This is a genomic window from Actinomadura craniellae (assembly GCF_003289645.1).
GTDB classification, from domain to species: Bacteria; Actinomycetota; Actinomycetes; order Streptosporangiales; family Streptosporangiaceae; genus Actinomadura_D; species Actinomadura_D craniellae.
Genome location: NZ_QLYX01000005.1, coordinates 103,456 through 129,317, shown reverse-complemented (window position 1 = coordinate 129,317; position 25,862 = coordinate 103,456). Strand labels below are relative to the sequence as shown.

General features: G+C 72.7%; 22 protein-coding genes, 1 tRNA gene and 1 pseudogene. 9 read left to right on the top strand and 15 right to left on the bottom strand.

The features are described 5' to 3' along the window. Window positions 1–269 precede the first annotated feature (269 nt). Window positions 270–1,775, bottom strand: a complete 1,506-nt coding sequence (locus DPM19_RS12795; protein WP_111866704.1) for a DEAD/DEAH box helicase — start codon at window positions 1,773–1,775, stop codon at window positions 270–272. A 452-nt stretch (window positions 1,776–2,227) separates the two neighbouring features. Here DPM19_RS12795 and DPM19_RS12790 point away from each other — a divergent pair, with 452 nt between their 5' ends. Together DPM19_RS12790 and DPM19_RS12785 are read left to right on the top strand one after the other, a co-directional pair. Continuing rightward, on the top strand, window positions 2,228–2,833 hold the full coding sequence (locus DPM19_RS12790) for a hypothetical protein (RefSeq protein WP_111866701.1): 606 nt from the start codon (window positions 2,228–2,230) through the stop codon (window positions 2,831–2,833). Between the two features lie 91 nt (window positions 2,834–2,924). After that, window positions 2,925–3,167 (top strand): annotated as a pseudogene (locus DPM19_RS12785) (helix-turn-helix domain-containing protein); the annotation flags it as partial. A gap of 56 nt (window positions 3,168–3,223) precedes the next feature. Here DPM19_RS12785 and DPM19_RS12780 read toward each other — a convergent pair. After that, window positions 3,224–4,090 (bottom strand): dienelactone hydrolase family protein, encoded by an 867-nt coding sequence (locus tag DPM19_RS12780; protein ID WP_111866696.1) that lies wholly within the window; start codon window positions 4,088–4,090, stop codon window positions 3,224–3,226. 298 nt (window positions 4,091–4,388) lie between these two features. Between DPM19_RS12780 and DPM19_RS12775 the strand changes: the two genes are divergently transcribed. From DPM19_RS12775 to DPM19_RS12765, 3 genes are all read left to right on the top strand, one after another. Next, window positions 4,389–5,312 carry a hypothetical protein gene (locus DPM19_RS12775; protein ID WP_111866694.1) on the top strand — a complete coding sequence of 308 codons (924 nt, stop codon included), beginning with the start codon at window positions 4,389–4,391 and terminating at the stop codon, window positions 5,310–5,312. Window positions 5,313–5,633: 321 nt separating this feature from the next. Continuing rightward, window positions 5,634–6,398, top strand: a complete 765-nt coding sequence (locus DPM19_RS12770; RefSeq protein ID WP_199485057.1) for an ABC transporter ATP-binding protein — start codon at window positions 5,634–5,636, stop codon at window positions 6,396–6,398. Between the two features lie 3 nt (window positions 6,399–6,401). Next, window positions 6,402–8,930, top strand: a complete 2,529-nt coding sequence (locus DPM19_RS12765) for an ABC transporter permease (RefSeq protein ID WP_111866691.1) — start codon at window positions 6,402–6,404, stop codon at window positions 8,928–8,930. 312 nt (window positions 8,931–9,242) lie between these two features. Here DPM19_RS12765 and DPM19_RS12760 read toward each other — a convergent pair whose 3' ends face one another. The 3 genes from DPM19_RS12760 to DPM19_RS12750 form a co-directional block, all read right to left on the bottom strand. Next, the gene (locus DPM19_RS12760) at window positions 9,243–9,896 is read right to left on the bottom strand and encodes a response regulator transcription factor (protein WP_111866689.1); all 654 of its coding nucleotides are present in this window, start codon (window positions 9,894–9,896) and stop codon (window positions 9,243–9,245) included. Then, window positions 9,884–11,134 (bottom strand): sensor histidine kinase, encoded by a 1,251-nt coding sequence (locus tag DPM19_RS12755; RefSeq protein ID WP_111866686.1) that lies wholly within the window; start codon window positions 11,132–11,134, stop codon window positions 9,884–9,886. Before DPM19_RS12755 ends, DPM19_RS12760 begins: the two co-directional genes overlap by 13 nt. 165 nt (window positions 11,135–11,299) lie before the next feature. After that, on the bottom strand, window positions 11,300–11,563 hold the full coding sequence (locus DPM19_RS12750; RefSeq protein WP_146778842.1) for a hypothetical protein: 264 nt from the start codon (window positions 11,561–11,563) through the stop codon (window positions 11,300–11,302). Window positions 11,564–11,929: 366 nt separating this feature from the next. On the opposite strand from DPM19_RS12750, the gene DPM19_RS12745 reads away from it, so the two are divergent. Next, entirely contained in the window at window positions 11,930–12,268 is a 339-nt protein-coding gene (locus DPM19_RS12745; RefSeq protein ID WP_199485056.1) for an HIT family protein, read from the top strand. A 225-nt stretch (window positions 12,269–12,493) separates the two neighbouring features. On the opposite strand, the gene DPM19_RS12740 is transcribed toward DPM19_RS12745, so the two are convergent. From DPM19_RS12740 to DPM19_RS12730, 3 genes are all read right to left on the bottom strand, one after another. Beyond that, window positions 12,494–12,757 carry a hypothetical protein gene (locus tag DPM19_RS12740; RefSeq protein WP_111866678.1) on the bottom strand — a complete coding sequence of 88 codons (264 nt, stop codon included), beginning with the start codon at window positions 12,755–12,757 and terminating at the stop codon, window positions 12,494–12,496. 589 nt (window positions 12,758–13,346) lie between these two features. After that, complete coding sequence (locus DPM19_RS12735; protein WP_111866676.1) at window positions 13,347–14,534, bottom strand: helix-turn-helix domain-containing protein; 1,188 nt, start codon at window positions 14,532–14,534, stop codon at window positions 13,347–13,349. A 273-nt stretch (window positions 14,535–14,807) separates the two neighbouring features. After that, window positions 14,808–14,897: transfer RNA gene (locus DPM19_RS12730), tRNA-Ser, on the bottom strand. A gap of 511 nt (window positions 14,898–15,408) precedes the next feature. On the opposite strand from DPM19_RS12730, the gene DPM19_RS12725 reads away from it, so the two are divergent. Next, on the top strand, window positions 15,409–16,077 hold the full coding sequence (locus DPM19_RS12725; protein WP_111866673.1) for an esterase/lipase family protein: 669 nt from the start codon (window positions 15,409–15,411) through the stop codon (window positions 16,075–16,077). Between the two features lie 52 nt (window positions 16,078–16,129). On the opposite strand, the gene DPM19_RS36945 is transcribed toward DPM19_RS12725, so the two are convergent. Beyond that, on the bottom strand, window positions 16,130–18,478 hold the full coding sequence (locus DPM19_RS36945; protein ID WP_325050224.1) for a nucleotide-binding protein: 2,349 nt from the start codon (window positions 18,476–18,478) through the stop codon (window positions 16,130–16,132). A gap of 133 nt (window positions 18,479–18,611) precedes the next feature. On the opposite strand from DPM19_RS36945, the gene DPM19_RS12715 reads away from it, so the two are divergent. Both DPM19_RS12715 and DPM19_RS12710 read left to right on the top strand, forming a co-directional pair. Next, on the top strand, window positions 18,612–19,571 hold the full coding sequence (locus DPM19_RS12715; RefSeq protein ID WP_111866670.1) for an NAD(P)H-quinone oxidoreductase: 960 nt from the start codon (window positions 18,612–18,614) through the stop codon (window positions 19,569–19,571). Between the two features lie 14 nt (window positions 19,572–19,585). Continuing rightward, the gene (locus DPM19_RS12710; protein WP_111866667.1) at window positions 19,586–20,110 is read left to right on the top strand and encodes a bacterial proteasome activator family protein; all 525 of its coding nucleotides are present in this window, start codon (window positions 19,586–19,588) and stop codon (window positions 20,108–20,110) included. A 29-nt stretch (window positions 20,111–20,139) separates the two neighbouring features. Here the strand turns inward: DPM19_RS12710 and DPM19_RS12705 are convergent, their stop codons facing one another. The 6 genes from DPM19_RS12705 to DPM19_RS12680 form a co-directional block, all read right to left on the bottom strand. After that, the gene (locus DPM19_RS12705) at window positions 20,140–20,931 is read right to left on the bottom strand and encodes an HAD family hydrolase (RefSeq protein ID WP_233510095.1); all 792 of its coding nucleotides are present in this window, start codon (window positions 20,929–20,931) and stop codon (window positions 20,140–20,142) included. Between the two features lie 59 nt (window positions 20,932–20,990). Continuing rightward, on the bottom strand, window positions 20,991–22,247 hold the full coding sequence (serS, locus tag DPM19_RS12700; RefSeq protein ID WP_111866662.1) for a serine--tRNA ligase: 1,257 nt from the start codon (window positions 22,245–22,247) through the stop codon (window positions 20,991–20,993). After that, window positions 22,244–23,092, bottom strand: coding sequence for a class I SAM-dependent methyltransferase (locus tag DPM19_RS12695; protein ID WP_199485055.1), 849 nt, complete (start codon window positions 23,090–23,092; stop codon window positions 22,244–22,246). Before DPM19_RS12695 ends, serS begins: the two co-directional genes overlap by 4 nt. Next, a complete protein-coding gene (gene pheA / locus DPM19_RS12690) occupies window positions 23,089–24,009 on the bottom strand; it encodes a prephenate dehydratase (protein ID WP_233510143.1) in 921 nt (306 codons plus the stop codon). The genes DPM19_RS12695 and pheA overlap by 4 nt, the downstream gene beginning before the upstream one ends. 84 nt (window positions 24,010–24,093) lie before the next feature. Further along, window positions 24,094–24,519 carry a DUF4446 family protein gene (locus tag DPM19_RS12685; RefSeq protein ID WP_233510092.1) on the bottom strand — a complete coding sequence of 142 codons (426 nt, stop codon included), beginning with the start codon at window positions 24,517–24,519 and terminating at the stop codon, window positions 24,094–24,096. A 38-nt stretch (window positions 24,520–24,557) separates the two neighbouring features. After that, window positions 24,558–25,847, bottom strand: coding sequence for a glycosyltransferase 87 family protein (locus tag DPM19_RS12680; protein ID WP_111866654.1), 1,290 nt, complete (start codon window positions 25,845–25,847; stop codon window positions 24,558–24,560). Between the last annotated feature and the right edge of the window lie 15 nt (window positions 25,848–25,862).

The window sequence follows — 25,862 nt, the reverse complement described above, 5'->3', positions numbered from 1 at the left end:
ACCCCCAAGCCGAACTCACGCCCTCAGCACACGCCGAAGGCGAAGCACGGCTGATCCTTCAGCTTTGAGTGCGCTATGGCGCCCCGAATGCTGAAGGATCACGGCCGTATGCGCTCTCATCAGGTGATCCTTCAGGATCCGAGGCGCCATGGCGCCCTGGAAGCTGAAGGATCAGCCGTGCTTTGCGCCGCCTCCGGCAGGTGGTCCTTCAGGGGCGGTGTGGTGGGTGGGGCGGCGGTGTGGTGCGCCGCCGCCCCGGTGCGGGTTCGTCAGCCGCGGCCCGCGGGGCGGGGCTGGCGGCGGTCGCCGCCGCGCTGGCCGCCCTGGCGGCGGGGCTTGTACGGGCGGTGCTCGCCGTCGCCCTGGCCGCCGCCCCACGAGCCGCGGCGCTCGCCGGTCCCGTGCGCGGGCCGGTCGCCGCCGTCGTGGGAGCCGCGCTCACCGCGGTAGGACCCGCGCTCGCCGTCGTGGGAACCGCCGCGGCGCTCGCCGCCCCAGCCCTTGCCGCCGCCCCGGCGGGGGCCGCCCGGCCGGCCACCGGAACGGCCACCGGGCCGGCCGGAGCGCTTGGGCGTCGGCGGGATGATCGGCTCGGTGATCGGCTCGCCGCTGGGCGTCTTGGCCCCGGTGAGCCTGACCAGCTGCTCGTCACCGGCCATCACCTTGGTGCGGACCGCCTCGACGCCCGCCCGGCGGGTCATCGCCGCGGTGGAGCGCACCTGGTGCGGCAGCACGAGCGTGACGACCGTGCCGCGCTCGCCCGCCCGGGCCGTCCGCCCGGCGCGGTGCATGTAGTCCTTGTGGTCGGTCGGCGGGTCGATGTGCACGACCAGGGAGACGTCGTCGACGTGGATGCCGCGGGCGGCGACGTCCGTGGCGACCAGGACGCCCAGCGAGCCCTCGCGGAACTCGGCGAGCGTCCGGGTGCGCAGGCTCTGGCTCATCCCGCCGTGCAGTGCCGCGGCGCGCACCCCGACCCGGGTGAGCTGCTTGGCGACCCGGTCGGCGCCGTGCTTGGTGCGGGCGAACAGGATCGTCCGGCCGTCACGTCCGGCGATCTCGGCGGTGACGGGGGCCTTCTCCTTGGGCGCGACCAGCAGCAGGTGGTGGTCCATGGTGGCGACCGGCTCGTCGACCGGGCCGATGGCGTGCGTGACCGGCTCCTGCAGGTAGCGCCGGACGAGGACGTCGACGTCGTGGTCCAGGGTGGCCGAGAACAGCAGTCGCTGCCCGCCCGGCCGGGCCTGGTCGAGGATGTCGGTCACATCGGGCAGGAAGCCCATGTCGGCCATGTGGTCGGCCTCGTCGAGCACCACGATCTCGACGTCGCCGAGGTCGCAGGCGCCCTGCCGCATCAGGTCCTTGAGCCGTCCCGGGGTGGCGACCAGCACCTCGACGCCGCGGCGCAGCGCGTCGATCTGCTTGGGCATCGAGGTCTGCCCGATGACGGTCTTGAACCGCAGGCCGAGGGTGCGGCCCAGCGGTTCGAGGTTGGTCTGCACCTGCATGGCGAGCTCGCGGGTGGGGACCAGGATCAGGCCGCGCGGGCGCTTGGGGGCGGCGCGGCGGCCGGCCAGCCGGGCCAGCATCGGCAGCCCGAAGGCGAGGGTCTTGCCGGAGCCGGTCTTGCCCCGGCCCAGCACGTCCCGGCCGGCCAGGACGTCCGGAATGCACGCTTCCTGGATCGGGAAGGGGGACTCGATGCCCTGGCGGGCGAGGGCGGATACGAGCTCGACGGGCAGGCCGAGCTCAGCGAACGTGGGCGTGTCTGACACGTATTACCTTCCGAGAGGGGGGCACGTCTCGGGAGGCACCACTTCGGGATCCGTGGGCTACAAGGACGAGCCAGACGCATCACAGCGTCATAGTTGATTGCTTCAGTCTAACGTCGCCGCCCCGTGTGCTTATGCCCGAGGGGAGATCTTGGTCCTCCGGGAACAGGGTGGCGCTGGTCTCATCCGTGTCCGAACGATGTCCGATCCGTTGTCGACGGACAGCGAAATTCTCAACGGATGGTGAAATTCCCGGCGGAATGTCGGGGCTTGTCTGTACCCTCCGGGGATCTTGATCACCTAGGGAGAAGGATCCCGCCATGCGCCGTGCCCACCTGGCAGTTCTGCCTCTGACGTTGACCCTGATCGCCGGATGTGGGACCGAGGAGCAGCCGGCGGCGATCGCCCCACCCACCTCCTCCGCCCCGACGGCTCCGGCAGCTCCTGCGACCCCGGTGCCCACGCCGAACGGCGTCGAGAACCTGACCGCGGCGCGGATCCTCGCCGCCGCCACGAAGGCGTCGATATCGGCGCCGTCCGTGCGTATCCGGGGCACCATTCAGGACGCGGACGGGGCGATGGCCATCGACATGCGGATCAGCCAGCAGGCGGCGACGGGCGCCGTGAAGATAGCCGGCCTGGGGAAGATGACCCTGGTCAGGGTCGGGGCCGACGCCTACTTCTCGGCCGACCGGCAGTTCCTGAGCGTGGCCAACCCGGGCGCGGTGGCGCAGGCCGGCAAGTACGTCAAGCTCGACGGCAGGCCCGGGCCGTTCGCCGACTTCAGGTCGCTGACCCTCATGCGCGAGGCCTTCACCGATCTGCTGAAGCCCGAGGGCGGCAGGCTCACCAAGGGCCGGCCGGCGGCGATCGGGGGTGTGCCGGTGATCGGCCTGGTCGACGGGACGAAGGGCACGCTCTACGTGGCGACCCAGGGCGAGCCGCGGGCCCTGCGGATGATCGACTCCCGCACGAAGTCACGCCTCGACTTCATCTACGACGTGCCCGTGCAGGCGCAGCTGCCGTCCCCCGGCGACATCGTCACCCCCCAGGGAGGGTGACACCGCAGCCGCAGCCGGCGGGTCGGGCGGGGACGGTCAGCGGGTCGGCCGGCCAGCGGACGGGCGCCCCGGCGCCGACCTCGCCCGGCAGGCGAACCTGACGCCGCGCACCTTCGTCCGGCACTTCTCCCGCCGCACGGGGACGAGCCCGCTGCGATTGGTCGTCGCGCAGCGGATGATGGCCGGCCCGCCGCTGCTCGAATCGGGTGCGCTGCCCGTGGAGGGGGTCGGCGCCGCCGTCGGCTTCGAGAGCCCGGCGACCTTCCGCCACCACTTCGCCCGCGCGACGAAGACCTCGCCTTCGGCCTACCGCCGTACCTTCCGCGCCTCGTGAGCGGGCGTGCCGGAGGCGGCCGTCCCCGGTCCGGGACGGCCGCCGACGGCATGCGGTCAGGAGTGCGGGCAGGAGTTGCGGTACTCCTGGATGGTGCTGCTCGGGCTCGGGGCGGGGCACAGGAAGCGGTCGTAGCGGGTGTCGTCGTCGAGGAACCGCTTCATCCAGGAGATGCTGTACTTCGCGATCGTCGTGTTCGACGACGTGAACGTGAAGTGGTCGGCATTGTTGAGCTCCAGGTACGCCCGGTCCCGGGCGCCCGTCAGGTTGTTGTAGAAGGGCTCGGCGTGCGCGCCGGTGCCGGCGATGGTGTCGTTGTCCGCACCGATGATCATCGTCGGGACGCGGACGGACCGCCAGTTCTGGTTGGTGTGCCAGGGGGCGAGCGGGATCGCGGCCTTGATGCCGGTGCCGCGCTCGGCCGCGCGGAGCGTCCCGCCGCCGCCCATGGACCAGCCCATGACGCCGAGCCGGTTGACGTCGATCCGGCTGCGCACCGAACTGCTCGTGGTCAGGTAGTCCAGCGCGCCCAGCAACTGGTTGGCCCGCTGGTCGGGCTGGTCGAAGCCGGAGGAAGTCTCCAGCGTCATGACCACGAAGCCCTGGGACGCGAGCCGCTGCCCGTACCACGACACGCTCGACTCGGGCGACAGGAAGCCCGGGATCACGGCGATGGCGCCGAACGTGCCCTGGCTGGTGTCGGTCGGGTAGTAGATCGTGCCGCTGTTGAAGCCGGGGTGGCTGTAGGAGCGGACCGACGTGGTGGCCGTGGCGAACGGCCCGCGGCTGGCGGTGACGCTGGCCTCGGTGGGGTCCGGACCCTTGGCGTAGGGGCTGGCGGCGGTGGCCTGGGCCACGGGGGCGGTGGCGAGGCCCGCGGCGAGGGCCACGACCGCCGGGATCAGCTTGAACGTCTTGCGCATCGGCCGAGCCGTCCTCTCTCGGACCGGAAACGCCGCGGCGGAGAGCGCGCGGAACGGCCGGCAGGCCCGCTTCCGGCCCCTGATCAGGGGGGTGGGTGTGCCCCACGAGTGTGGGGCGGCCCGGCGAGCGTGACTTCGTGGCCTGCGGCAATCTTTCGCACCCGATAGTGCGGCCGGACCAGATGTCCGGGGCGCGCGACGGCGCACTCCCCGTCCGGCGACGAACCCACTGGTGGCGGGGACTCAGCCGGGCACGAGATCCCGGACCTGTCAGGGCAGCGGACTAGTCTCGGGCGCCATGACCGCGATCTCCCGGCTGGTGACCCATGCCGTGCCCGGGTCCCTGAACGTCCACGACTTCTCGGCCGCCACTGAGACCGTCGTCGCCTTCCCCCTGCCGGAGGGCGTGAGGCCGCGCAGCCACGCGGCGGCACCGGACCTGAGCCGTGCGACGTACGTGACGGACGACGAGGCGGTGTGCATAGACCGCGGCGGCCGGACGCTGTGGCGGCTCGACTACACCCCCGACCGAACAAGGTCGTACAACTCCTGGGCGAAATGCGCATTCTCCCCGGACGGCACCGTGGTGTGGGTCTACCGGCCCGACGCCATGGCAGGCATGTACCAGGTCCCAGACCGCTGGCTCGCCATCGACGCCGGGACCGGCGACGTCCTCGCGGAAACCGGACTGGACTGCGCCGGGCACGGCGCGTTCCAGTTCGCCCATCCGGACGGAGAGCACATGCTGATCGACGTCGGTGAGGGCCAGGACGGCGCGCGGGTCTACCGCGGCCGGCTCGTCCAGGACACCATCGAACTGACCGCCTATCCGTGGGCTGACCGGTGCTTGATGGGTCTGGCCCCCGACGGCCGCCACTTCATGACCGTTGGTCACGACCAGGAGGACGTCGCCTTCCACACCTATCCCGACGGCGAGGTGACGGTCCGCATCCCGGCGGAGTCCTTCGGCCACGACCTCGACGAGACACGCATGGAGTGGAGTGGCGGCTACCTCGACCTCACGACCGCCGTCGTCACGACGGGCGGCGAGACTGAGGACGAGGAGGAATGGCACACCCACCACCTCGTCGACCCGCGCACCGGAGAGATCAAGGGGACTCTTGACACCCCCTCCCGCCACGCCTACGACCTCGTACCCCTCGGCGACGGAATCTGGATCACTACCGACGACACTGGCCGCCCCCTCCATCACACCCGCTGATCCGGATCCGCGCCCGTCCGGTCCGGCCGACCTTGCGCTGGCGGAATCCGAACTCGACGGGAACGGCCGCCTTCCGGAGAGCGGGCTCCCGGCTGCGGGACCGGACCCCGAGATCCCCGCGCGTGGCCGGCCACCCTGGAGGCTTCCAGGGGCATCGCCGGTGACGGCGCGTGCGCTCGCTGGTCGTCGCCGTGCCGCGGATGGTGCCGTCCGGTAGTGCCTGCACTACTTCGGCCGGGTACCTGGCTGCATTGTTCCGGGCGGGGCGGGCTCCCTAGCGTCGAGGGACGTCGGACGACGACCCCCCGGAAGGCACCCGCCATGTCGATGTACCAGGCCGACGACGCCGTCAGCGTCGAGCGTGTCAGCAAGACGTACGAAGGTGATCAGCCCGTCGTGGCGCTGGCCGAGGTGGACGCCCGGTTCCGGCGGGGGACGATGACGGCGGTGATGGGGCCGTCCGGGTCGGGGAAGAGCACCCTGCTGCACTGCGCGGCGGGCCTGGACCGGCCCACTTCGGGACGGGTCCGGATCGGCGCCACCGACCTGTCGTCGCTGTCGGAGAAGCAGCTGACCAGGCTGCGCCGCGACCGGGTTGGTTTCGTCTTCCAGGCGTTCAACCTGGTGGGCGCGCTCACCGTGGAGCAGAACATCATGCTGCCGTCGCGGCTGTCCGGCCGCCGTCCGGACCGGGCGTGGGTGACCGAGGTGGTCGAGCGGGTCGGGCTGGGCGGCCGGCTCCGGCACCGGCCGTCGGAGCTGTCCGGCGGCCAGCAGCAGCGGGTCGCGATCGCCCGGGCGCTCGTCACCCGGCCCGAGGTGATCTTCTGTGACGAGCCGACCGGGGCGCTCGACACGCAGACGGCGGCGGAGGTGCTGGCGCTGCTGCGGTCGGCGGTCGACCAGACCGGGCAGACCGTCATCATGGTGACCCACGACCCGGTCGCCGCGTCCTACGCCGACCGGGTCGTGGTCTTCGCTGACGGCCGGATCGTGCAGGACATGCCGCAGCCGGGGGTGCAGCGGATCGCCGAACAGCTCGCGCTGCTCGGCCGCCGCCAGCCCGTCGCGGCCCGGGAGGGCTGAACCGTGCTCGGACTGGCCGTGCAGATGCTGCGGTTCCGCAAGGGCGGTTTCGCGGCGACCTTCATCGCGCTCGCTGCCGGCGTCATGGTCCTGACGGTGTGCGGGCTGCTCGTGGAGTCCGGGCTGCGGTACCAGGGGCAGTCGCAGCGGTACGCCGAGGCCGCCGCCGTCGTCGCCCAGCGCGACCTCACGATCGCCGGGCCGAAGATGTTCGGCGAGCAGGAATCCACCACGCTGGTGCTGCCCGAGCCCGGCACCGTCCCGGCCGCGCTGGTGCAGCGGATCGCCGCGCTGCCCGGGGTGGCGGGCGCGGTGGGAGACCGCTCGCTCCCGGTCGTCGCGATGGCGGCGGCGAACACGCCGGCCACGGGTCACGGTTGGGGGAGCGCGGCGCTCGCCCCCTACCGGGTGGTGTCCGGCGCGCCGCCACGGGCTGACGGCGAGATCGCCGTCGACGGCCGGCTGGCCGCGGCCGGGCGGCTGCGTCCCGGCGCCACCGCGGAGATCCTTGTCGGGGGGACGGCCCAGCGGTTCCGGGTGAGCGGCGTCGTCGAAGCGCCCGGCCCGCACGGCGGGAAGGCGGCCCTGTTCTTCACCGACACGCGGGCGGCGCTGCTCGACCCGCGCCCGGGCCGCGTCGACGCGATCGGCGTGCTCGCCGAGCCCGGTGCGGACCGGTCGGAGGTGGCCGCCTCGGTGCGCCGGGCCGTGACCGGCACGGGGGCGAAGACCTACACCGGGGACGAGCTCGGGCTGGCCGAGGACCCCGCGGCGACCGCCGCACGGGAACTGGTCACGCAGGCCGGCGGCGCGTTCGGCGGCTACGCTGCGCTGATCATCGGTTTCGTGGTCGCCGCGACGGTCGGCCTGTCGGTGCGGTACCGCCGCCGCGACCTCGCCCTGCTGCGGGCGATCGCGGCGACCCCGGGCCAGGTGCGGCTGCTGATCCTCGGCGAGGCGGGAATGCTCAGCCTGCTCGCCGCGGTGGTGGGCGTCCCGGCCGGGATCGCCGCCACCGCCTGGATCCGGGGCGAGCTGGTGACCCGCGGGTTCATCCCCGACACCTTCGCCCTGCGCGCCGGTGTCCTGGCCGCCCCGGCGGTGGTCGTGGCGGTGGCGGCCGTCGCGCTGGTCTCCGCGTGGATCGCCGCGCGGCGCGCCACCGGGATCCGGCCCACCGAGGCGCTCGGCGAGGCGGCCGTCGAGGCGTCCCTGGGCGGCCGGGTCCGGGCGGTGTCCGGCCTGGTGCTCCTCGCCGTCGCGGTGTGCCTGATCGCCCTCACCGGCGGCCTCGACGGCGAGGCCGCCCTGGGCGCCGCGGTGAGCATGCTCTACACCTTCGTGCTGGCGATCGCGTTGCTCGCCCCGTGGATCAACATGGCCGCCGCCCGGCTGCTCGCGCCGGTGCTGCGGACCGTGTGGCGTGACAGCGGGTACCTGGCGGCCGCGAACCTGCGGGCGAACGCGCGCGGCATGGTCGCCGTGCTGACGGCGCTGGTCCTGTCCGTGGGGTTCGGCGGCACCGTCTGGTTCCTCCAGGACAACCTGGAGCGCGAGACGGTGGACCAGAGCCGCGCCGGCATCCTCGCCCAGCACGCGCTGGTCGGCGCCGCCGGCCTGCCCGCATCGGCCGCGGACGAGGCCCGCCGAATCCCGGGGGTGGTCGCCGCGACGGGCGTGCGCCGGACATCGGTGATCGTGCCCATGGCGTTCGAGGGCATGGCGGTGGTCGCCCAGGGCATCGACCCGCGGGGCGCGGAGCAGACCATGGACCTGCGGGTGCTGTCGGGGCGCCTCGCCGACCTGGACGGCACCTCCATAGCGGTGTCCGAGTCGCGGGCGCAGTCGTCGGGCTGGAAGCTCGGCGAGAACGCGCGGCTGTGGCTCGGCGACGGCACACCGGTCACCCTGCGGGTCGTCGCGATCTACGACCGGGGTCTCGGGTTCGGTGACGTCACCCTGAGCAACGAGACGCTCGCCGGCCACACCGCGACCGGCCGCGACGACCACGTCCTGATCCGCACCGCACCGGGCGCCGACACCACGGCGGCCCTGACGTCCCTCGCGGGCCGGTACCCGGCGAGCGCCGTGACCGGCACGGACCGGTTCACCGGCGAGCTCGCCCGGGACCTGGCGATCAGCGCCTGGCTGAACAAGCTGCTGATCGCCGTGCTGGTCGGGTACGCGGTGCTCGCGGCGGCCAACACCCTGGTCATGGCGGCGCTGTCCCGGCGGCGGGAACTGTCCCTGCTGCGCCTGGTCGGGGTGACCCGCGGCCAGGTGCGGCGGATGGTCTACGCCGAGCAGTCCGCCCTGCTGGGTGTGGCGCTCTCGATCGGCGTCGCGATCGCGGCCGTCACCCTCTCCTCGATCGTGAACGCCGTCGCCGGGCGGCCCATCCCCTACGTCCCGGCCGCCGGCTGGATCATCATCGTGGGTGGCACCGCCGCGCTCGCGCTGGCCGCCACGATCCTGCCGATCGGCCGGGTCCTGCGCACCCGCCCGGTCGAGGGAATCGGCATCCGCGAGTAGACCGGAGAACCCCCACCGGTGGGGGTCTGCTCCTGTGGGGCCCTGGTAGCCGAGGCGTCCGCGCGTGCCGACGTACTCGATGGCGCCGCCGGACCGCATCACTGCCTCGTTGGCGTCGGCGAGGCCGCGCCGCCAGGGTAGGCGGGCGCGGAGCGGGGGTCCGGCGCCCGGCGGGGTCGAGGTGTGCGTGGTCGGCCCTTCGGGTGTGTGCGGACCGGACCATCGCAGCAACACCCCGCCCCGGGTCGCTCCCGGCAACGGGCCGCGGAATCCGCTCTGGCGTGCTGCCGCCCCGGGGCGGTGCGGCCGGGATTAGCCGCGGGTGTTCTCCATGTAGCGCAGGACCGCGGCGACCCTGCGGTCCGCCCGGTCGGTGGGTGCCAGGTCGAGCTTGGCGAAGATGCTGCGGATGTGTTTGTGCACGGCGCCCTCGGTGACGACGAGCCGTTCGGCGATGGCCGTGTTGCCCAGGCCCTCCGCCATGAGGGCCAGCACGTCGCGTTCCCGGGCGGTCAGCCGGTCCAGCCCGCTGTCGGGGCGGGACCGGGTGAACAGCTGCGCGACGACGTCGGGGTCGATGGCGGTGCCTCCCCCCGCCACCCGGTGCAGCGCGTCCAGGAACTCCTCGACCCGGCCGACCCGCTCCTTGAGCAGGTAGCCGAGCCGGTCGGGCCCGCCGGCGAGCAGTTCGGTGGCGAACGCCTGCTCCACGTACGCGGACAGGACGAGCACGGCCAGGCCGGGCCGGCGGCGCCGGGCCTCCACCGCCGCCTTGATCCCCTCGTCGGTGTGCGTGGGCGGCATCCGGACGTCGACGATGGCGACGTCCGGTTCGTGGGCGTCGACGGCCGCCAGGAAGGCGTCCGGGGAGTCGGTGGTGGCCACCACGTCCAGGGACTCCGCGCGCAGCAGCAATGCGATCCCCTCCCGCAGCAGGGGGTCGTCCTCGGCGATCACGATCCGCATGGCAGCTCCATCTGGAGAACGGTTGGCCCGCCCGGCGGGCTGGTCACGGTGAGCGTGCCGTCGTGCGCTTCGATCCGGCCGCGGATCCCGGCGAGCCCCGAACCCTTGCCGACGTCCGCGCCGCCGACCCCGTCGTCCTCGATCCGCAGGGACAGCAGGTCGCCGTGCCGCCGCAGGGTCACGGCGGCGTTCCGGGCCCGGCTGTGCCGGGAGATGTTGGTGAGCGCCTCGGCGGTCACGAAGTAGGCGGTGGCCTCGACGGAGACGGCGCAGCGTCCGGGCACGTCGATGTCGGTGCGGCAGGGCACCCCGCAGTTCGCCGCGAGCCCGGCGAGCGCCCCGGGGAGCCCGCGGTCGGCGAGGACCGGTGGCAGGATGCCGCGCACCACCGTGCGGAGTTCGGTCAGCGCCTCCTCCGCGGCGTCGTGGGCCTGCCCGAGCAGGGCCGCGGCGACGTCCGGGTCGCGGGCCAGCGCGCGGCGGGTCGCGCCGAGCAGGACGGTGACGGCGACGAGCCGGTTCTGAGTCCCGTCGTGGAGCGAGCGTTCGATGCGCCGCAGCTCCGTCGCGTGGGCGTCCAGCGCCGCGGCGCGGTTGGCGGTGAGCTGGGCGAGCCGCAGGGACAGGTCGACGTCGGGCGGGGGAGCCAGGAGCCGCCGCCCCGGCCACGCCTGGAGCCGGGCCGTCACCGGCCCGAGGACCACGAAGACGGCGGCCAGCAGCACGCCGAAGAACGAGACCGCCAGGGCGTCGCCGTTGTCGCGCACGGTCCAGAACACCAGGCTTGGGCTGGCCTGGTCAGGGGGCAGCATCCGCCACCACAGGGGATAGGTGACGTCCTGAACGGCCTGCACGATCAGGGTTGCGCCGACGGCCCCGAGGAACAGGCCCAGCGTGCCGTGCACGAGCAGCCAGCCCAGTTCCCGCCGGACGACCCGGTCCGCGAACGCTTCGGACACCCGTGCCGGCGCGGGCCCCATCCCGATGATCTCGGGCCCCCACCGGGACAGCCGCGCCCGCTCCCGCTCGGCGACGACCCGCACCACGCGGGGCAGGGTGGACCTCAGCAGCAGCCCGACGCCGACCGCGCACAGCAACCCGGCCAGGACGAGCCACAGCAGCGCGATGAACGCGAGCAGGGCCGTGCCGAGACCGCCGACGAGGTGTTCGAGCGCGTCCAGCACGGTACGCGCATGCGCCAGGACGGTCCTGCGCCAGGCCGGCCGGGCAACGGCCATCCCGGCCCTCCTCCCGCCGCCGGCACTCTCGCACCGGAACCCTAGGACAGCGGAACGATCTCTGTCCGGCGGACGGCGTAGTACAGCCTGCTGTACCAGAAACCGCTCTTGCACCGCGCTTCGTGAGCGCGCCCGAGCAGCCGGGGCGGCAGCGGTTCGCCATGGTCAGCGGCTGAGGACCGGTACCTGCCGATCGATCTCGCGACTGAGAACGACGACCATGTCCTCGAAGGCTCCAGTGCCGTGCTTGCGGATGAGGACACCGTAGAGGTCCTTGCGGCAGGCCTCCCTGAGTATCCAGCTCAGGTCGGCGTGATGAACCCGGCGGCCGGCGGCCAACTTGTCATAAGCGTCGCGCGCGGCCCTCATCAGCTCCGGAAAGGCCGCGGACTCCGCCAAGATCATGCGAGTCGCGTCACTGAGATTCATGCGAGGAGTCTAAGGCGCGCTCCGAAGCCCCAGCCGTAGGCGCATGCGCCGGTGATCGTTGAGGATAGGTGGGGTTGGAGCACCACCTATCCTCAACGATCACACGGGCAAGGCGCCGGACCCCGGCTTGCCCGGAACCAAGAGGACGCCTTCCTGCTTCCCGCAGCGCTGTCCTTCAGCCTCCGGAGCGCCATGGCACACGAGCGTGCAGCCAAGGAGCATTGACTGATGATTTCGCTCCCGCAGACGGAATGCCTTGCCTGCGATCTGTTGTCCGGAGCGCGGCCGCTCCCGGGCGGTCGGCTTCACCAGACTGCTCATTGGGTCGTGGAACACACCGTTGGCCCGCTCGGGGTGGGGACACTCGTGGTCAAGCCGATCCGCCACGTGCTGCACCTCGCCGACCTCAGCAAGGCCGAAAGCGCAGAACTCGGTCCCCTGCTCCATCAGACCGCCGCAGCGGTCACCGAGGTCATGGATCCCGAACAGGTTTACACCTGTCTGTGGTCGCACGCAGGCGCAGTACCTGGGCACATCCACTTCGTGGTCCAACCGATCACGCTGGAGGTGATGACGCGTTTCAGCGCCTTCGGGCCAGGTCTGCAAACAGCGCTGTTCCGCGAGGGCACTCTGCCGGATCCGGATGAGGTCACCCTCATCTGCGCTCGAATCCGGACCGCGTCGGCCTGGAGCAGCAGTAGCTAGATCGATTCCTGGGCACTGGCTTGCAAACCCGGTCCCGACGTTGCGGCCTGGCCTTGATCAGATCGGGTGCCTCTCAAGGCAGGCGGGGCATCGCTCCACGACCACGGTCTCGGGCATGGAGTCTGCCCAGGGCCAACCGTAGGGAAGCCACGCCCGGTGAGTCGCGCCGCATACCGACGTGGTGGCTCCCGGGGGTAACGGTTTTCAAGGGGCCACTGAACCGTGTCATGTCCATGTCACCCCGCGGGCGGTCGCGGTGCCGATCGCGACCGGTTCCCCGTACTCGTACGGCTCGTGCCCGGACCCGGTGTGATAGGCGCGGCGCACCAGGCCCCGGGTCCCGGCCGGTTCACCACGCAGCACCTCGGCCAGCCGCTCGCGCGCCCGCTTCTCGTCGCCGGTGATCCCACCCGCGCCCCGGCCGCCGCCGAGATGGGCGTCCCAGGCGAACAGGCGAGGCGGGCCACCCGCGTAGTACGGCGTCGTCACGACCGCACCTCCCGGACCACGAAGGCGCCCAACACCCGCCGCCACAACGCGGGCCGATCCGGGCGAGCATGTCGCCGTTCCCGGCGAGGCTCCGAGGGCGGCGAGACGGGCCGGCTGGCAGGGACGGTCCACCGTCCAGCCGGGCCAGCGACCACACCCTGCGGCGGAACCGGCCTAGGAGAGCAAAGAAGCGCCTCCAGCCGCCGACCGAGTTCGGCCGGTTCGGCTGCCTCGACGAGTTCTCGCCGGGTCACCGCCCACCACCGACCGGTGAACTCCCCGAACCACACGCACACCCCGGGGAACCGGCGCTGCAACTCCGCCGCCACCCTGTCAGGGTCGAACTCCGTTGCCGCCCATGGGGCGACCACCATCGCGGTCACGACCGACCGCCGATCTCGGATACCTTGCTCATCAGCCAGGACCTCGTTTCCTGGTCAGGCCCCGGAACCACCGGTGTTGCCGCACCGGCCCGGGGCCGCCTGTGTTTCAGTGCTCACGGTCAGTTAAACCGCGCCTGTCACAGACGACCAGGGATGGTCCGTCCGGATGGTCATGGCCGTATCCGGACGTACTCGGACGTGGTGTCCTAGTTGGCTTCGACGGCCCGAGCGAGACGCCGCAGTGGAGCGGATAGACGAGTGGTCTCGCGCACGAGTTCGGCGATCATGGCGCGGGCCGGTCCCTGGTGACGGAACCACTCAGTGGAGATCGCCTCGGCCTCCAGAAGTGTCGTTTCGGCAGTCCTGTGGTGGCGTGCATCGAGGTGCGCTTGGGCGACGTCGACCAGGTGTCGGCCGTACGCGACCGGCGGGAGGTCGTCACGGCGCACCTGCCTGGCGGCCTTCAGCGCCCGTGCGGGCTCGCGCAAGACGGCGCCCGCATGGGTGGCCTGGACCGCCACCTGCGTGGGGCCGAACGTCACCTGGTAGTCGAGCCGGTCGTGGTCGAACCGGCCCGCCGCCGACCGGGCCAACCCGATGTAGTCACCTGCCGGGCCCGAGCGTCCGCCGGCCGCCGCCGCGGCCATCGCGGTTAGCAGCAGCCCGCCCCACACCGTCAGATGCGGTGGCGCCGCTTTACTGATCACCGGTTCGGTCCGCTCGGCCACCCGCACGGCGTGCCGCTCGGCCGCCTCGGTCCGCCCCTGGTGCAGCAAACACCACGCATAGGTGCCGTGCAGGGTGACCCACCGCAGTTCGTCGTCCCCGGCCGCCGCTGCCGCGACGGCTCGCTCAGCGCCGATCACCGCGAGGTCGTCCTTACCGAGGTGCACCAGCAGGCAAGCGGCCAGCTGGTAGGACTGGGCCAGCACCCCGGCCGCAGCCGTCCCGTACGCTCCGATCGCCAGCCGGGACTCACCGATCAACCCGGGCACTGTTGCGGCCAGCCGGGTCAGCCGCCCCGCCCAGTAGTCGCCCCACGCAGCCCCGATCGCTTGCTCAATGGCGTCGAGTGCGGGCGGTTCTCCGTTGTCGAGCGGGTCGAGCCCGGGCAGCGCATCGGGTGATAGGAGGACGTCGCGCACGGCCAGGAAACGTCCGTCCTCGCCGGTGCCGAGACGGGGCCGCTTGCCCACGAGTTCGGACAACTCGACATCCAGCGCGTTCGCCAGCGCGATCAGTGATGTGATCCGAGCGGTTTCCCTCCGCCCCTGCTCCAGCTTCGCCACTAGGTCGACCGACACCCCGGCGGCCTCGGCAAGCTGCTCCTGGGTAAGGGACTGCGCACGCCGTAGCCGCTTCAGCCGGGCGCCGATGGATGTGCTTTCGGGCATGACCCGCCTCCATCCGTGGAAGCCTCAACGATTCCCACGGTAGGCGCAGGACCCCCAGCTTGCCTGGAATCAAGAGAACGTCTTCCTGCTTCCCCGGAGTCGCCCTGGCCGCGCCGGAAGCGCGGGAGCACAGAAGGCGGCATAGCCCTCTGGTCCGGGTTCATCCGACCGATCTGATGCGGTGACCCTGGCGGCGCGGACTCCATGACCACTGCACACCGATCATGGATCAGTGCCGAAACCGCGCCCCTGACCTGGGGAGATGCTGGTGGGCGGAGGGCGTGGGATTCGAACCCACGGAGCCGGGGCTACCGACTCAACGGTTTTCAAGACCGTCGCACTCGTCCACTATGCGAGCCCTCCTGGCTGCGGTCTCGTCGCCCGGACGGTAGAGGTGCGCCGCTCCGGGCCGTGACCGGCCGTGGCGGTGGAGGCCGGGAGGGCCCCTCCGCCGGGCCTAGTTTCTCATGCCCACCAGGCACCGGAGCCACCGGAATTTCGGGTGGGCGGTTCCTGCGGCCGAGGGGACGTGGGCCGGATCGGTGGTTTCCGGGCTCCAGGGCGCCGAGGGGTGGGACCGTGCCCAGGCGGGGCGGTCAGGATCCTTCCACGTCAGGGGTGTGTGGTGGGGCGTTCGCTACGCATGGTGAGCATCATTGCCGTCGTCCGGGCGGGCGGTGCGGAACTCCTCTCAGGTCAACGGGGGTGACAGATTGTCACTTTGCTTTCTGTGATGCGTTGCCTACTGGAACGTGCTCACTCTGGGCAGTTGTGACAGGCCCCATGGAGCCGGTGATTCCGCCGATGCATGAGGTTGAAGATTGAATGAATCTGCAGGGACCCGACCTCCCACCCCCGAAGGAGGGTTCCCGCCATGCGCCGAATTCTCGGCATGCTCACGGCCCTGGTCACCGCACTGCTCGTGTTCGGGCCGGCGCCCAGTGCCAGCGCCGCACCCGGAACGCCCGTGATCTTCGTGCACGGGTTCGGCGGCGGCGCGTCCAACTGGAACACCGCGATGTCGGTGTTCCGCGCGGCCGGCTACCCGAGCAACCAGCTGTTCACCTACAACTACAACTCCTACGGCAGCAACGTCTCCAACGCGCAGGGTCTGGCCAGTTACGTCAGCCAGGTCAAGTCGCGCACCGGCGCGTCCAAGGTCGACATCGTCAACCACTCGATGGGCGGTCTGGTCAGCCAGTACTACCTCAAGGTGCTGAACGGCAACCCCAACGTCGACCACCTGGCCTCGATCGCCGGCGCCAACCACGGCACCACCTACGCGGCGGGCTGCATCATCTACATCACCTGCCAGCAGATGTACCCGGGCTCCAGCTTCATCAGCCAGATCACCTTCGGTGACGAGACCCCGGGCAGCACCAAGTACGGCACCTGGTACTCCGCCTGCGACGGCATCATCATCCCCTACACCAGCACCCGGCTGAGCGGCGCGACGAACAACAACGTGGGCTGCGAGACCCACCTCGGGTTCCTCGGCAACACGTCTGTGCTGAGCAGCATCGCCGCCTTCTTCCGGACCTGACGTCCGGAGCCGTCCGCGTGCCGTCCCCGCCCGGCGGGGACGGCACGTCCGGTCACTGGGGCCAGGCGAAGCCGTCGCCGACCTCGGCGGCGAGCTGGAGGTAGGCGTCCTGGCAGGCGGGGGTGAGCGCGTCGAGTTCGACCTCGGCGCCCTCTTCCAGGTGCGGGTCATAGGGGATGCGCACCACGGCCCGGCAGCGGCCCTCGAAGTGTTGCTGCAACCGGTCCAGGTCCACCGAGCTCTTGCTGCGCGGGCGCACCATCGACAGGACGACCACCCCGTTGCGGACCAGGTCGCCGTGCTCGTGCGCCTCCAGCCAGTCGAGGGTGGCGCTGGCCGAGCGGGCGCCGTCCACCGAGGCCGAGCTGACCAGGACGAGCTGGTTGGCGAGGCTGAGCACCCCCGACATCGCCGAGTGCAGCAGGCCGGTGCCGCAGTCGGTCAGGCAGATCGAGTAGTAGTGCTCCAGGACGTCCGCGACCGCGCAGTAGTCGTCCGCGCTGAACGCCTCGGACACCGCCGGGTCGCGGTCCGAGGCGAGCACCTCCAGCCGCGAGGACGACTGCGAGGTGAAGGCCCGCACATCGGCGTACCGCTGGATCTGGTCCTTCTCGTTGAGCAGGTCCCGGACGGTCGCGGCGGTCTCCAGCGGCACCTTGTCGCTGAGCGTGCCCCGGTCGGGGTTGGCGTCGACCGCGATGACCCGGTCGCCGCGGACGGACGCCAGCGTGGCGCCCAGCCCGACCGTGGTGGTGGTCTTGCCGACCCCGCCCTTGAGGGACATCACCGCGACCCGGTGGTGCCCGCCCGCCACGGGGGTGCAGGCCCGCGCGACCAGTTCGCGGCGGCGCAGTTCGGCCGGGGACTCGCCCGGGTGCACCACCCCGCCGGTGGCCTTGTACAGCGCCCGGCGCCAGCCGCTGGCGGGGGCGCGCTGCCGGCCGCGCAGCAGCGTCTCGGCGCTGAGGCTGTCGGCGTTCTGCGGGCGGGCGGGCGGTTGGGGCGGCGGGGCGGTCGGCGGCAGCGGGGCCAGCGGCGGGCCCGCCGCGAGCGGGGCCTCGGCCGGGGGACGGTGCGGCGGAACGGGCGGCGCGCCGGCGGGCTCCGGACCGGCCGGCGGGTGGGCGGGTGCCGGGGCGGCCGGCTGACCGGCGGCTTCCGGACCGGCCGGTGGGCCGGCGGGCGCCGGAGCGGGCGGCGGGCCGGCAGGTGGCGGATTGCCGTAGCCCGGCGGGGGAGGCGCCACTCCGCCGGCCGGGTTGTACGGGGGCGGTACGGGCGCCTGCCCCGGGCCGGGGGCAGCGGGTTCGGCGTACCAGGCCCCGGGCGTTGGGGCGGCCGGAGCGGGGGGAGACCACGACGTGCTCGGGGCCCACGGCCCGGTGGCCGGAGTGGTGTACCCGGAGGGCGGGCCGGGCGCCCCGCCCTCGGCCCCCTGGATGGGACCGTCCTCTCCGGGCCGGCCCTGCTGTCGCCCGCCGGGCGGCCCCGGCGGCGGCCCGCCCTGGCCTGGCACCGGTCCGCCCGGAGCCGGCTGGGCAGGGCCCGGTCCGCCGAAGGCGGGCTGGGCGGGACCCGGCTGCCCGAACGGCGTCGGCGCGGGTGGCCCGAACGGCTGGGCGGGACCGTGCTCACCGGGCGGCCTGGGGCTGGGGACGGACGGCCCGAACGGCTGTGCCGGGCCGGGCCCGCCTTGGTGCCCGAACGGCTGTGCCGGACCAGGCTCGCCTTGCTGTCCGAACGGCTGCGCGGGACCGGGTTCGCCCTGGTGCCCGGACGGTTGCGGGAGAGCAGGCCCACCATGCTGCCCGAACGGTTGTGCGGGACCGGGTTCGCCCTGGTGTCCGAATGACTGTGCGGAACCGGGCTCGCCCTGATGGCCGATCGGCTGTGCCGGGCCGGGCTCGCCTTGGTGCCCGAACGGTTGCGTGGGACCAGGCTCGCCTTGCTGTCCGAACGGTTGTGCGGGGCGGGGTTCGCTCTGCTGGCTGAACGGTTGCGCCGGGCCGGGCTCGCCGCGGCCGGGCTGGGCGGGCGGCGTCGGCCCGGAGGCGGGCTGGTCGGATCCGCCGGACGGCCGGTCGGGTGCGGGCTCGGCGGGCTTGGCGAAGTCGACCGGGCCGCCCTCGCCGGAGCCGGGCCGGCCGAAGGTCTGCGGGGAGCCCGGCTCGCCCTGCCGGGGTGGGGCGGGCGGAAGCCCCATCGGGCCGGTCGGGGGCGGGGTCGGGTCGTAGACCGGTGGCGCGTCGGGTGTGAGCGGGGCGGCCAGCCAGGGGGAGGACGGCAGTTCGGATGCCTGCTCATCGGCCTGGTCGGCCGGGGCCGGGGATTCGCTGCTCAATGCGTCCAGCGAGGCCAGCCGCTCCTCCAGCGAACGCCCGTCGTGTTCGTTCTTCGCCACCGGCTACCCCTCAGAACGCGGCATGTGCTGTTGGTTCATGGGCAAGTCGCCAAAAGCCTAAGGCAAAGGTGAGGGAAACCGACACCTGATGTCCTTTCACCAGCGGAGATCACTCCCCAGTAGCGTGGGGCTTATGTACGCGATCACAATTCAAGAGCCTGGTGGCCCGGATGTCCTGGAGTGGAGCGAAGTTCCCGACCCCGTTCCCGGGCCCGGCGAAGTCGTGATCGAGGTCGCCGCGAGCGCGGTCAACCGGGCCGACGTCATGCAGCGCAAGGGCCTGTACCCGCCGCCGCCGGGCACGCCGCCGTACCCCGGCCTGGAGGCGTCGGGGCGCGTCGCCGAACTCGGCCCGGACGTCACCGGCTGGCAGGTGGGCGACGAGGTGTGCGCGCTGCTGTCCGGCGGCGGGTACGCGGAGCGGGTGGCGGTGCCGGCAGGGCAGCTGCTGCCCGTCCCGCGCGGGGTGGACGTGGTCGAGGCGGCGGCGCTGCCCGAGGTCGCCTGCACCGTGTGGTCCAACGTCTTCATGATCGCCGGGCTGCGGGAGGGCGAGACGTTCCTCGTGCACGGCGGCGGCAGCGGGATCGGCACCATGGCGATCCAGCTCGCCAAGGCCCGCGGCGCCCGGGTGATCTGCACCGTCGGCAGCCCGGAGAAGGCGGCCCGGTGCCGGGAGCTCGGCGCCGACCTGGCGATCGACTACCGCACCGAGGACTTCGTGGCGCGGTCGGGCGAGGTGGACGTCATCCTCGACCACCTGGGCGCCGCGTACCTGTCCCGCAACATCGAGGCGCTGGCCCCCGGCGGCCGGCTGGTGGTGATCGGCCTGCAGGGCGGCGCCCGCGCCGAGATCGACCTGAGCCTGCTGCTGCGCAAGCGCGCCGCGGTGCACGCAACCTCGCTGCGGGCCCGTCCGTTGGAAGAGAAAGCCGGCATCGTGGCGGGCGTGCGCGCCGGGGTCTGGCCGTTGATCGAGGCCGGGCGGGTGCGCCCGGTGGTCGATCGGGCGATCCCCATGCCCGAGGCGGCACAGGCGCATCGGGTGCTCGAGAGTAGCGTTCACGTGGGCAAAATCCTGTTGACCGTGTGAGACTGGGAGGCACTATGAACCTGCCTACGAACGACGATCAGAACCCTCAGGTCGTGGTGGTCGGGCCGAACGGTGTCGCCATGGGCGGCGACGGTGAGGGCGACGAGCGCCCGATCACCGAGATGGTCGAGCAGCCGGCCAAGGTCATGCGCATCGGCGGCATGATCCGGCAGCTGCTGGACGAGGTGAAGGCCGCCCCGCTCGACGAGGCCAGCCGGGCCCGGCTGAAGGAGATCCACTCCTCGTCCATCAAGGAACTCGAAGACGGCCTGGCCCCCGAGCTGATCGAGGAGCTGGAGCGGCTGTCGCTGCCGTTCGCCGAGGACACGGTGCCCAGCGAGGCCGAGCTGCGGATCGCCCAGGCCCAGCTGGTCGGCTGGCTGGAGGGGCTGTTCCACGGCATCCAGACCACGCTGTTCGCCCAGCAGATGGCCGCCCGCGCCCAGCTCGAGCAGATGCGCCGGGCCCTGCCCGCCGGCATCATCCCGCAGAGCGGCGACGAGGACCGGGGCCCACGCCAGTCCGGCCCCTACCTGTAGGCCGGACACGGGTGCCCGCCCGCGGCGGGTCAGGGGAACAGGCGCTCCAGGACCTGGGCGACGCCGTCCTCGTCGTTACGGCCGGTGGTGTGGGTGACCGCGGTGAGCACGTCCGGGTGGGCGTTGCCCACCCCGTAGGAGGTGCCCGCCCAGGTGAGCATCGGCAGGTCGTTGGGCATGTCGCCGAACGCCACGACCTGCGTGGCGTGCACCCCCAGCGCGGTGCAGAACTCCGCCAGCGCGCTGGCCTTGGTCACCCCGTGGGCGCTCATCTCGATCAGCCCGCGCCGGGAGGAGTGGGTCACCGTGACGAGGTCGCCCACGGCCTTCTCGGCGCGCTCGGCGAGCAGGTCGGGGTTGCCGTCGGGGTGGAAGGCCAGCAGCTTGGTGCCGCTGCGGCCGACCAGGGTCACGTCGTCCACCGCCCGGCCGCCGTACGCCTCGGCGTCCCACCGGCCGAGGTCGTAGCGGGTGTCGAACACGAAGCCGGTGGCGTACTCGACGGCGAAGCGGAACTCCGGCTCCATGGCCCGTAGCCGCTGCACCGCCGCCGCGAGCACCTCGGGCCCGATCAGCCGGGTCTGCACGACGGTCTCGGTGTGCAGGTCGTAGACCACCGCGCCGTTGGCGCAGATGGCCGTCCCGTGGTGGTCGACGGCGGCGGCGACGTCGTGCATCCAGCGGGGCGGGCGGCCGGTGACCATGACCAGCGTCGCCCCGGCGCGCTCCACCCGGGCCAGCGCGGCGACCGTCCGGGGGGAGATCGTGCCGTCGGAGCGGACGATGGTGCCGTCGAGGTCGGTGGCGATCACGCGCGGCATGAGTGTGGACATATCGCCCCCAGTATCGCCGCCCGATGATCGCCAGGCCACCCCGGGGACTACCGGATCGGCTCCAGCACCTCGCGCCCCACGAACCGCTGCAACGCCTTGGGCACCCGGACCGAGCCGTCGGCCCGCTGGTGGTTCTCCAGGATCGCCACGATCCACCGGGTGGTGGCGAGGGTGCCGTTGAGCGTGGCCACCGGCCGGGTCCGGCCGCCCTCGTCCCGGTGCCGCACGGCCAGCCGGCGGGCCTGGAAGTCGGTGCAGTTGGAGGTCGAGGTCACCTCGCGGTACGCCTGCTGGCTCGGCACCCACGCCTCGCAGTCGTACTTGCGCGCCGCGCTGGAGCCCAGGTCGCCGGCCGCCACGTCGATCACCCGGTACGGCAGCTCGACCTTGGCCAGCATCTGCTTCTCCCACTCCAGCAGCCGCAGGTGCTCCTCGTGGGAGTCGGCGGGGTCGCAGTAGGAGAACATCTCGACCTTGTCGAACTGGTGCACCCGGATGATGCCGCGGGTGTCCTTGCCGTACGACCCGGCCTCCCGGCGGAAGCAGGACGACCAGGCCACGTACCGCCGCGGCAGATCACCGATGATCTCGTCCATGTGGTAGGCGGCGAGCGGGACCTCGGAGGTGCCGACGAGGTACAGGTCGTCCGCCGGCAGCCGGTAGACCTCGGCCGCGTGCGCGCCGAGGAAGCCGGTGCCCTCCATCGCCTCCGGCTTGACCAGAACCGGCGGGTACATCGCGGTGAAGCCCGCCTCGATGGCCTGCTCCATGGCGAGGTTCAGCAGGGCGAGCTGGAGCTGCGCGCCGACCCCGGTCAGGTAGAAGAACCGGGCGCCCGACACCTTGGCGCCGCGCTCGGTGTCGATGGCGCCCAGCGCCTCGCCGAGCTCCAGGTGGTCGCGGGGCTCGAAGTCGAAGGCGGGCGGCTCGCCCACGTGCTCCAGGACCCGGAAGTCCTGCTCGCCGCCGGGCGGGACGCCGTCCTCGACCAGGTTGGGGACGGTGCGCAGCGCGGCGTCGAGCTCGTCGCCGATCCGGCTCGCCTCGGCCTCGGCCTCCTTGACCTGCTGGGACAGCTCCTTGGCCCGGTCGAGCAGCTGCTGCCGCTCGTCCCCCTGGGCCTTGGACACGGACTTGCCGAAGCTCTTCTGCTCGGCGCGCAGCCGCTCGAACCGGGTGAGCGCGGAACGCCGCCGCTCCTCCAGGTCGAGCAGCGTGTCGACGACGGCGTCGTCTTCGCCGCGGGCGCGCTGGGAGGCGCGCAGCCGGTCGGGGTCCTCTCGGAGAGCTCGCAGGTCGATCACAGACCCGAGGCTACCGGTCCCCCGCCCTCGTCCGCCCGCGAGTATCGGCCGCCCGCGGCGAGCAGCGCGTGCATCGGCAGCGCGACCCGGCCCGGATCCGTGGCGTACGCGGCCATCAGCCGGTCGTACTCGCGCCTGATCCGGCCGGTGGCCGCGGGGTCCTGCCGGGAGATCACGACGCCGGCCGCGCCCACCCCGGCCGCCGAGACGTTCTCCCACCAGTGCTCGGGGTCGGTGTGGTGCGCCCAGTCGAGTTCCGTGACGGCCGGGCCGGCGAACCCGGCCGCGGCGAGCAGGGCGGCGAACGCCGCGGGCTCCCCGTGGGGCGTGAACACCGGGGGCGGCACGTCGTCCGGCCAGGCCACCCCGGCCCGGTCGATGGCCTCGCGGGTGACGGCGAGGCCGCCGGTCGGCGGCAGCCGCCAGCAGGTCAGCGCCAGCCGCCCGCCCGGCCGCAGCACCCGGTGCAGTTCGGCCATCGCCGCCGGCGGGTCGCCCACATGGTTGATCACGAAGTTGCCGGTGACGGCGTCGAACGCCGCGTCGGGGAAGGGCAGCCGGGGCAGCGCGGCCACCCGGACGTCCAGGGACGGCGCGGCGCGCGCGGCGGCCCCGGCCATCCCGGGGTCGGCGTCGACGGCCGTCACCGCGGCGCCCCGGCGCAACGCCGCCACCGCGACCGTGCCCGGCCCGGTGCCCACGTCCAGCAGGGCGGTGCCGGGCCCGGCCGCCACCGCGTCCAGCAGCGGCTCTGCGGTGTACGCGGTGAGCAGGGCGAACCCGCGGCCGTAGGCGTCCGCCCGGCCGGCCCACAGCCGCCGCTCGTAGGCGTCGAAGTCGCTCAAGAGCCGGTGCGCAGGGCGGCGAGCCAGGCGGCGGCCTCGGTGAAGTCGGCGTCGTGGGTGCCGCGGCGCACCTCGGGGCGGACGGCGTCGGCGCGGGCGTAGGAGCCCAGGTAGCGGACGTCGGCGCAGATCCGGCGCAGGCCCATCAGCGTCTCGCCGACCCGGGCGTCGCGGATGTGCCCCTCGAAGTCCATCCAGAACAGGTACGAGCCCAGCCCGGCCCCGGTCGGCCGTGACTGGATCAGGGTCATGTTGATGCCGCGCACGGCGAATTCCTGCAGTATCTCCAGCAGCGCGCCCGGGTGGTCCTCGCCGAGGAACGCGACCACCGTGGTGCGGTCGGCGCCGGTCGGGGCGGGCGGGTGGCCGGGCCGGCGCAGCACCACGAACCGGGTCACCGCGTCGGCGATGTCGTGGATGTTCTCGGCCAGCGCGGTGAGGCCGTACCGGGCGGCGGCGAACGAGCCGGCCAGGGCGGCGTCGTAGTGGCCGTCGGCCACGTGCTGGGCGGCCTCGGCGTTGGAGGTGGCGGCCCGCCATTCGGCGTGCGGGACGTGCTCGGCGAGCCAGCGGCGGCACTGCGGCTGGGCGTGCGGGTGCGAGGCCACGGTCTTGACGTCGGCGAGGGTGGTGCCCGGCCGGACGAGCAGCGCGAACGAGACCGGCAGGTGCACCTCGCCGACGATGTGCAGCGGCACGCCGGTGGCCAGTTCGTCGAGTGTGGTGGGCACCGAGCCCTCCACCGAGTTCTCCAGCGCCACCACGGCGGCGTCGACCTCGCGGCGGCGCAGGGCGTCGAGCGCGGCCGGCACGGTGGCGTACGGCAGGTGCTCGGCCCCGGCGGCGTCCGGGACGGACCGCAGCGCGGCTTCGGTGAAGGTCCCCTGCGGACCCAGGTAGGCGTAGCGCATATGGATGCAGCTCCTCCGCCGGGACGCGCGAGCGACGCCGGCGGCGTGCGGGAAGGGTGGGGTTACCGGGAACGAGTCTACGGGACGGGGTCAGACGTGCGCGGAAGGCGCCGACGAGCCGTTGCCCGTGCCGTAGTCGGGCAGGGGGTCGTCCATGCTGACCACCGGGCCCCGGCCCAGCCGCGCGGCGCGCACCACCTGGTCCTCCTCCGGGGACAGCACCTCGATCCCGCGGCCGGCCCGCACGGCCTTGGCGTAGGTGCGGGTCTCCGTGCGGCCGTTGATCGAGCTCAGCACGATGCCGTCGCCGGCCGAGTTGATCATTGCCAGGGAGAAGGACCGGCGTCCGGCCATCTCCTTGAGCGCGTCGTAGTGCACGATGGCCACGTCGCGCAGTGCCTGGTGGTCGATCTCACCGTCGACGACCTGCATCTGGCGGCGCAGCGCGCTGGTGCACTCCTGGAGGACCTGGTTGGCCCGGTTGTGGGCGATGACCGCGATGGAAAGCCCAGCCACCCCGGACACGAAACCCGCTACGGCCAAAGCTACAAGCATCACGCCTTGAGGGTACCCATCTCGGCCGGTTCGCGAAAAGCAATGCCTTGTTCGCGTTCGGCAAGAATACGCTTTGTCAGCCACAGGCCCAATACCAGCACCAATGTGACAGCAGCTAGTCCGTACCCGTCCTGCACGATCCGCCCCAAAAAGCGCACCACTGCCGGATATTCGGGATCTATCATCCTTGTTCCGTACCAGGGAATGGGAAAGAGAAAGTAGATCCATACCGCCACCGCGGTGAACGCCCGCCGCGGGTCGCGCCCGTCGCCCGCCAGCGCCCCGATCACCAGCACGATCCAGGTCAGGTGGTGGATCCAGCCGATCGGCGACAGCAGCACCGACAGCAGCCCGACGATCGCGACCCCGGCCATCTCCGCGCTGTGGCCGCCGGGGCCCGGGACGTCCAGCAGGGACGCCCGGCGGGCCAGCCGGAAGCCCAGGTAGGCCATGATCGCGACACAGACCAGCCAGAGCGCGGTGGTGATCGTCTCGGGCCAGTAGATCCGCAGCAGCATGCCGTTGATCGACTGGTTGGTGGTGGCCGTGTTCGCCCCGGCCCGCTCGCTGTCGAGCATCGCGCCGAACCAGAAGTCCAGCGAGTCGTGCGGCCGCGCCACGAACCCGATCAGGGTGGCCGCCGCCGCGGTGAGGACCGCGTTGCCCGCGGCCTCCCGGCGACCGGTGATCAGGAAGTAGATCAGGAAGACCCCGGGCACCAGCTTGACCGCGGTGGCCAGCCCGACCAGCAGGCCCCGCGGCCAGCGCGGCGAGGGGGCCGCGCAGTCGGCCACGCACATCGCCACCAGGAACAGGCCGACCTGGCCGAACCTGATCTGGTCGAAGACCGGCATCATCCACGCCATCGCCCCGACCAGGGCGCCGACCGCCACCGGCGACCACCGGCCCGCCCGGCGGATCAGGTCGCGGAAGGCGTAGCAGACCATGATCGTCAGCGCGGCGTACAGCAGCCCCACCGAGACCCACTGCGCCTGCGGCCACGACAGCCAGGTCAGCGGCACGGCCAGTAGCGCGGCGAACGGCGGGTAGGTGAACGGCAGCAGCTGCGGCGGCTGCGTCAGGAAGTCGTACAGCGGCGCGCCGCGCAGCAGCACCTCTCCGCCGGAGCGGTACACGTCGAGGTCGACCAGGCGCTGGTCCGGCGGGTTGGTCAGCCATTTGTGCAGGATCGGGGCCAGCACGGCCGCCGCGACGGCCAGTCCCAGCAACCACGCGACCGGGTACGGCCGCGGGGCCGGTCCCTCGTCGTCGCTCGTGCGTCCACCCATGCCGTCCATCCTGGC

Excerpts from the sequence above, each read along its gene's own strand:
- DPM19_RS12680 (WP_111866654.1), bottom strand. The coding sequence starts at position 25,847 with ATGGGTGGACGCACGAGCGACGACGAGGGACCGGCCCCGCGGCCGTAC.
- DPM19_RS12715 (WP_111866670.1), top strand. The coding sequence starts at position 18,612 with ATGTACGCGATCACAATTCAAGAGCCTGGTGGCCCGGATGTCCTGGAG.
- DPM19_RS12735 (WP_111866676.1), bottom strand. The coding sequence starts at position 14,534 with ATGCCCGAAAGCACATCCATCGGCGCCCGGCTGAAGCGGCTACGGCGT.
- DPM19_RS12755 (WP_111866686.1), bottom strand. The coding sequence starts at position 11,134 with ATGGCCGTTGCCCGGCCGGCCTGGCGCAGGACCGTCCTGGCGCATGCG.
- DPM19_RS12775 (WP_111866694.1), top strand. The coding sequence starts at position 4,389 with ATGACCGCGATCTCCCGGCTGGTGACCCATGCCGTGCCCGGGTCCCTG.
- DPM19_RS12705 (WP_233510095.1), bottom strand. The coding sequence starts at position 20,931 with ATGCCGCGCGTGATCGCCACCGACCTCGACGGCACCATCGTCCGCTCC.
- DPM19_RS12780 (WP_111866696.1), bottom strand. The coding sequence starts at position 4,090 with ATGCGCAAGACGTTCAAGCTGATCCCGGCGGTCGTGGCCCTCGCCGCG.
- DPM19_RS12750 (WP_146778842.1), bottom strand. The coding sequence starts at position 11,563 with ATGAATCTCAGTGACGCGACTCGCATGATCTTGGCGGAGTCCGCGGCC.
- DPM19_RS12725 (WP_111866673.1), top strand. The coding sequence starts at position 15,409 with ATGCGCCGAATTCTCGGCATGCTCACGGCCCTGGTCACCGCACTGCTC.
- DPM19_RS12760 (WP_111866689.1), bottom strand. The coding sequence starts at position 9,896 with ATGCGGATCGTGATCGCCGAGGACGACCCCCTGCTGCGGGAGGGGATC.
- DPM19_RS12770 (WP_199485057.1), top strand. The coding sequence starts at position 5,634 with ATGTCGATGTACCAGGCCGACGACGCCGTCAGCGTCGAGCGTGTCAGC.
- DPM19_RS12710 (WP_111866667.1), top strand. The coding sequence starts at position 19,586 with ATGAACCTGCCTACGAACGACGATCAGAACCCTCAGGTCGTGGTGGTC.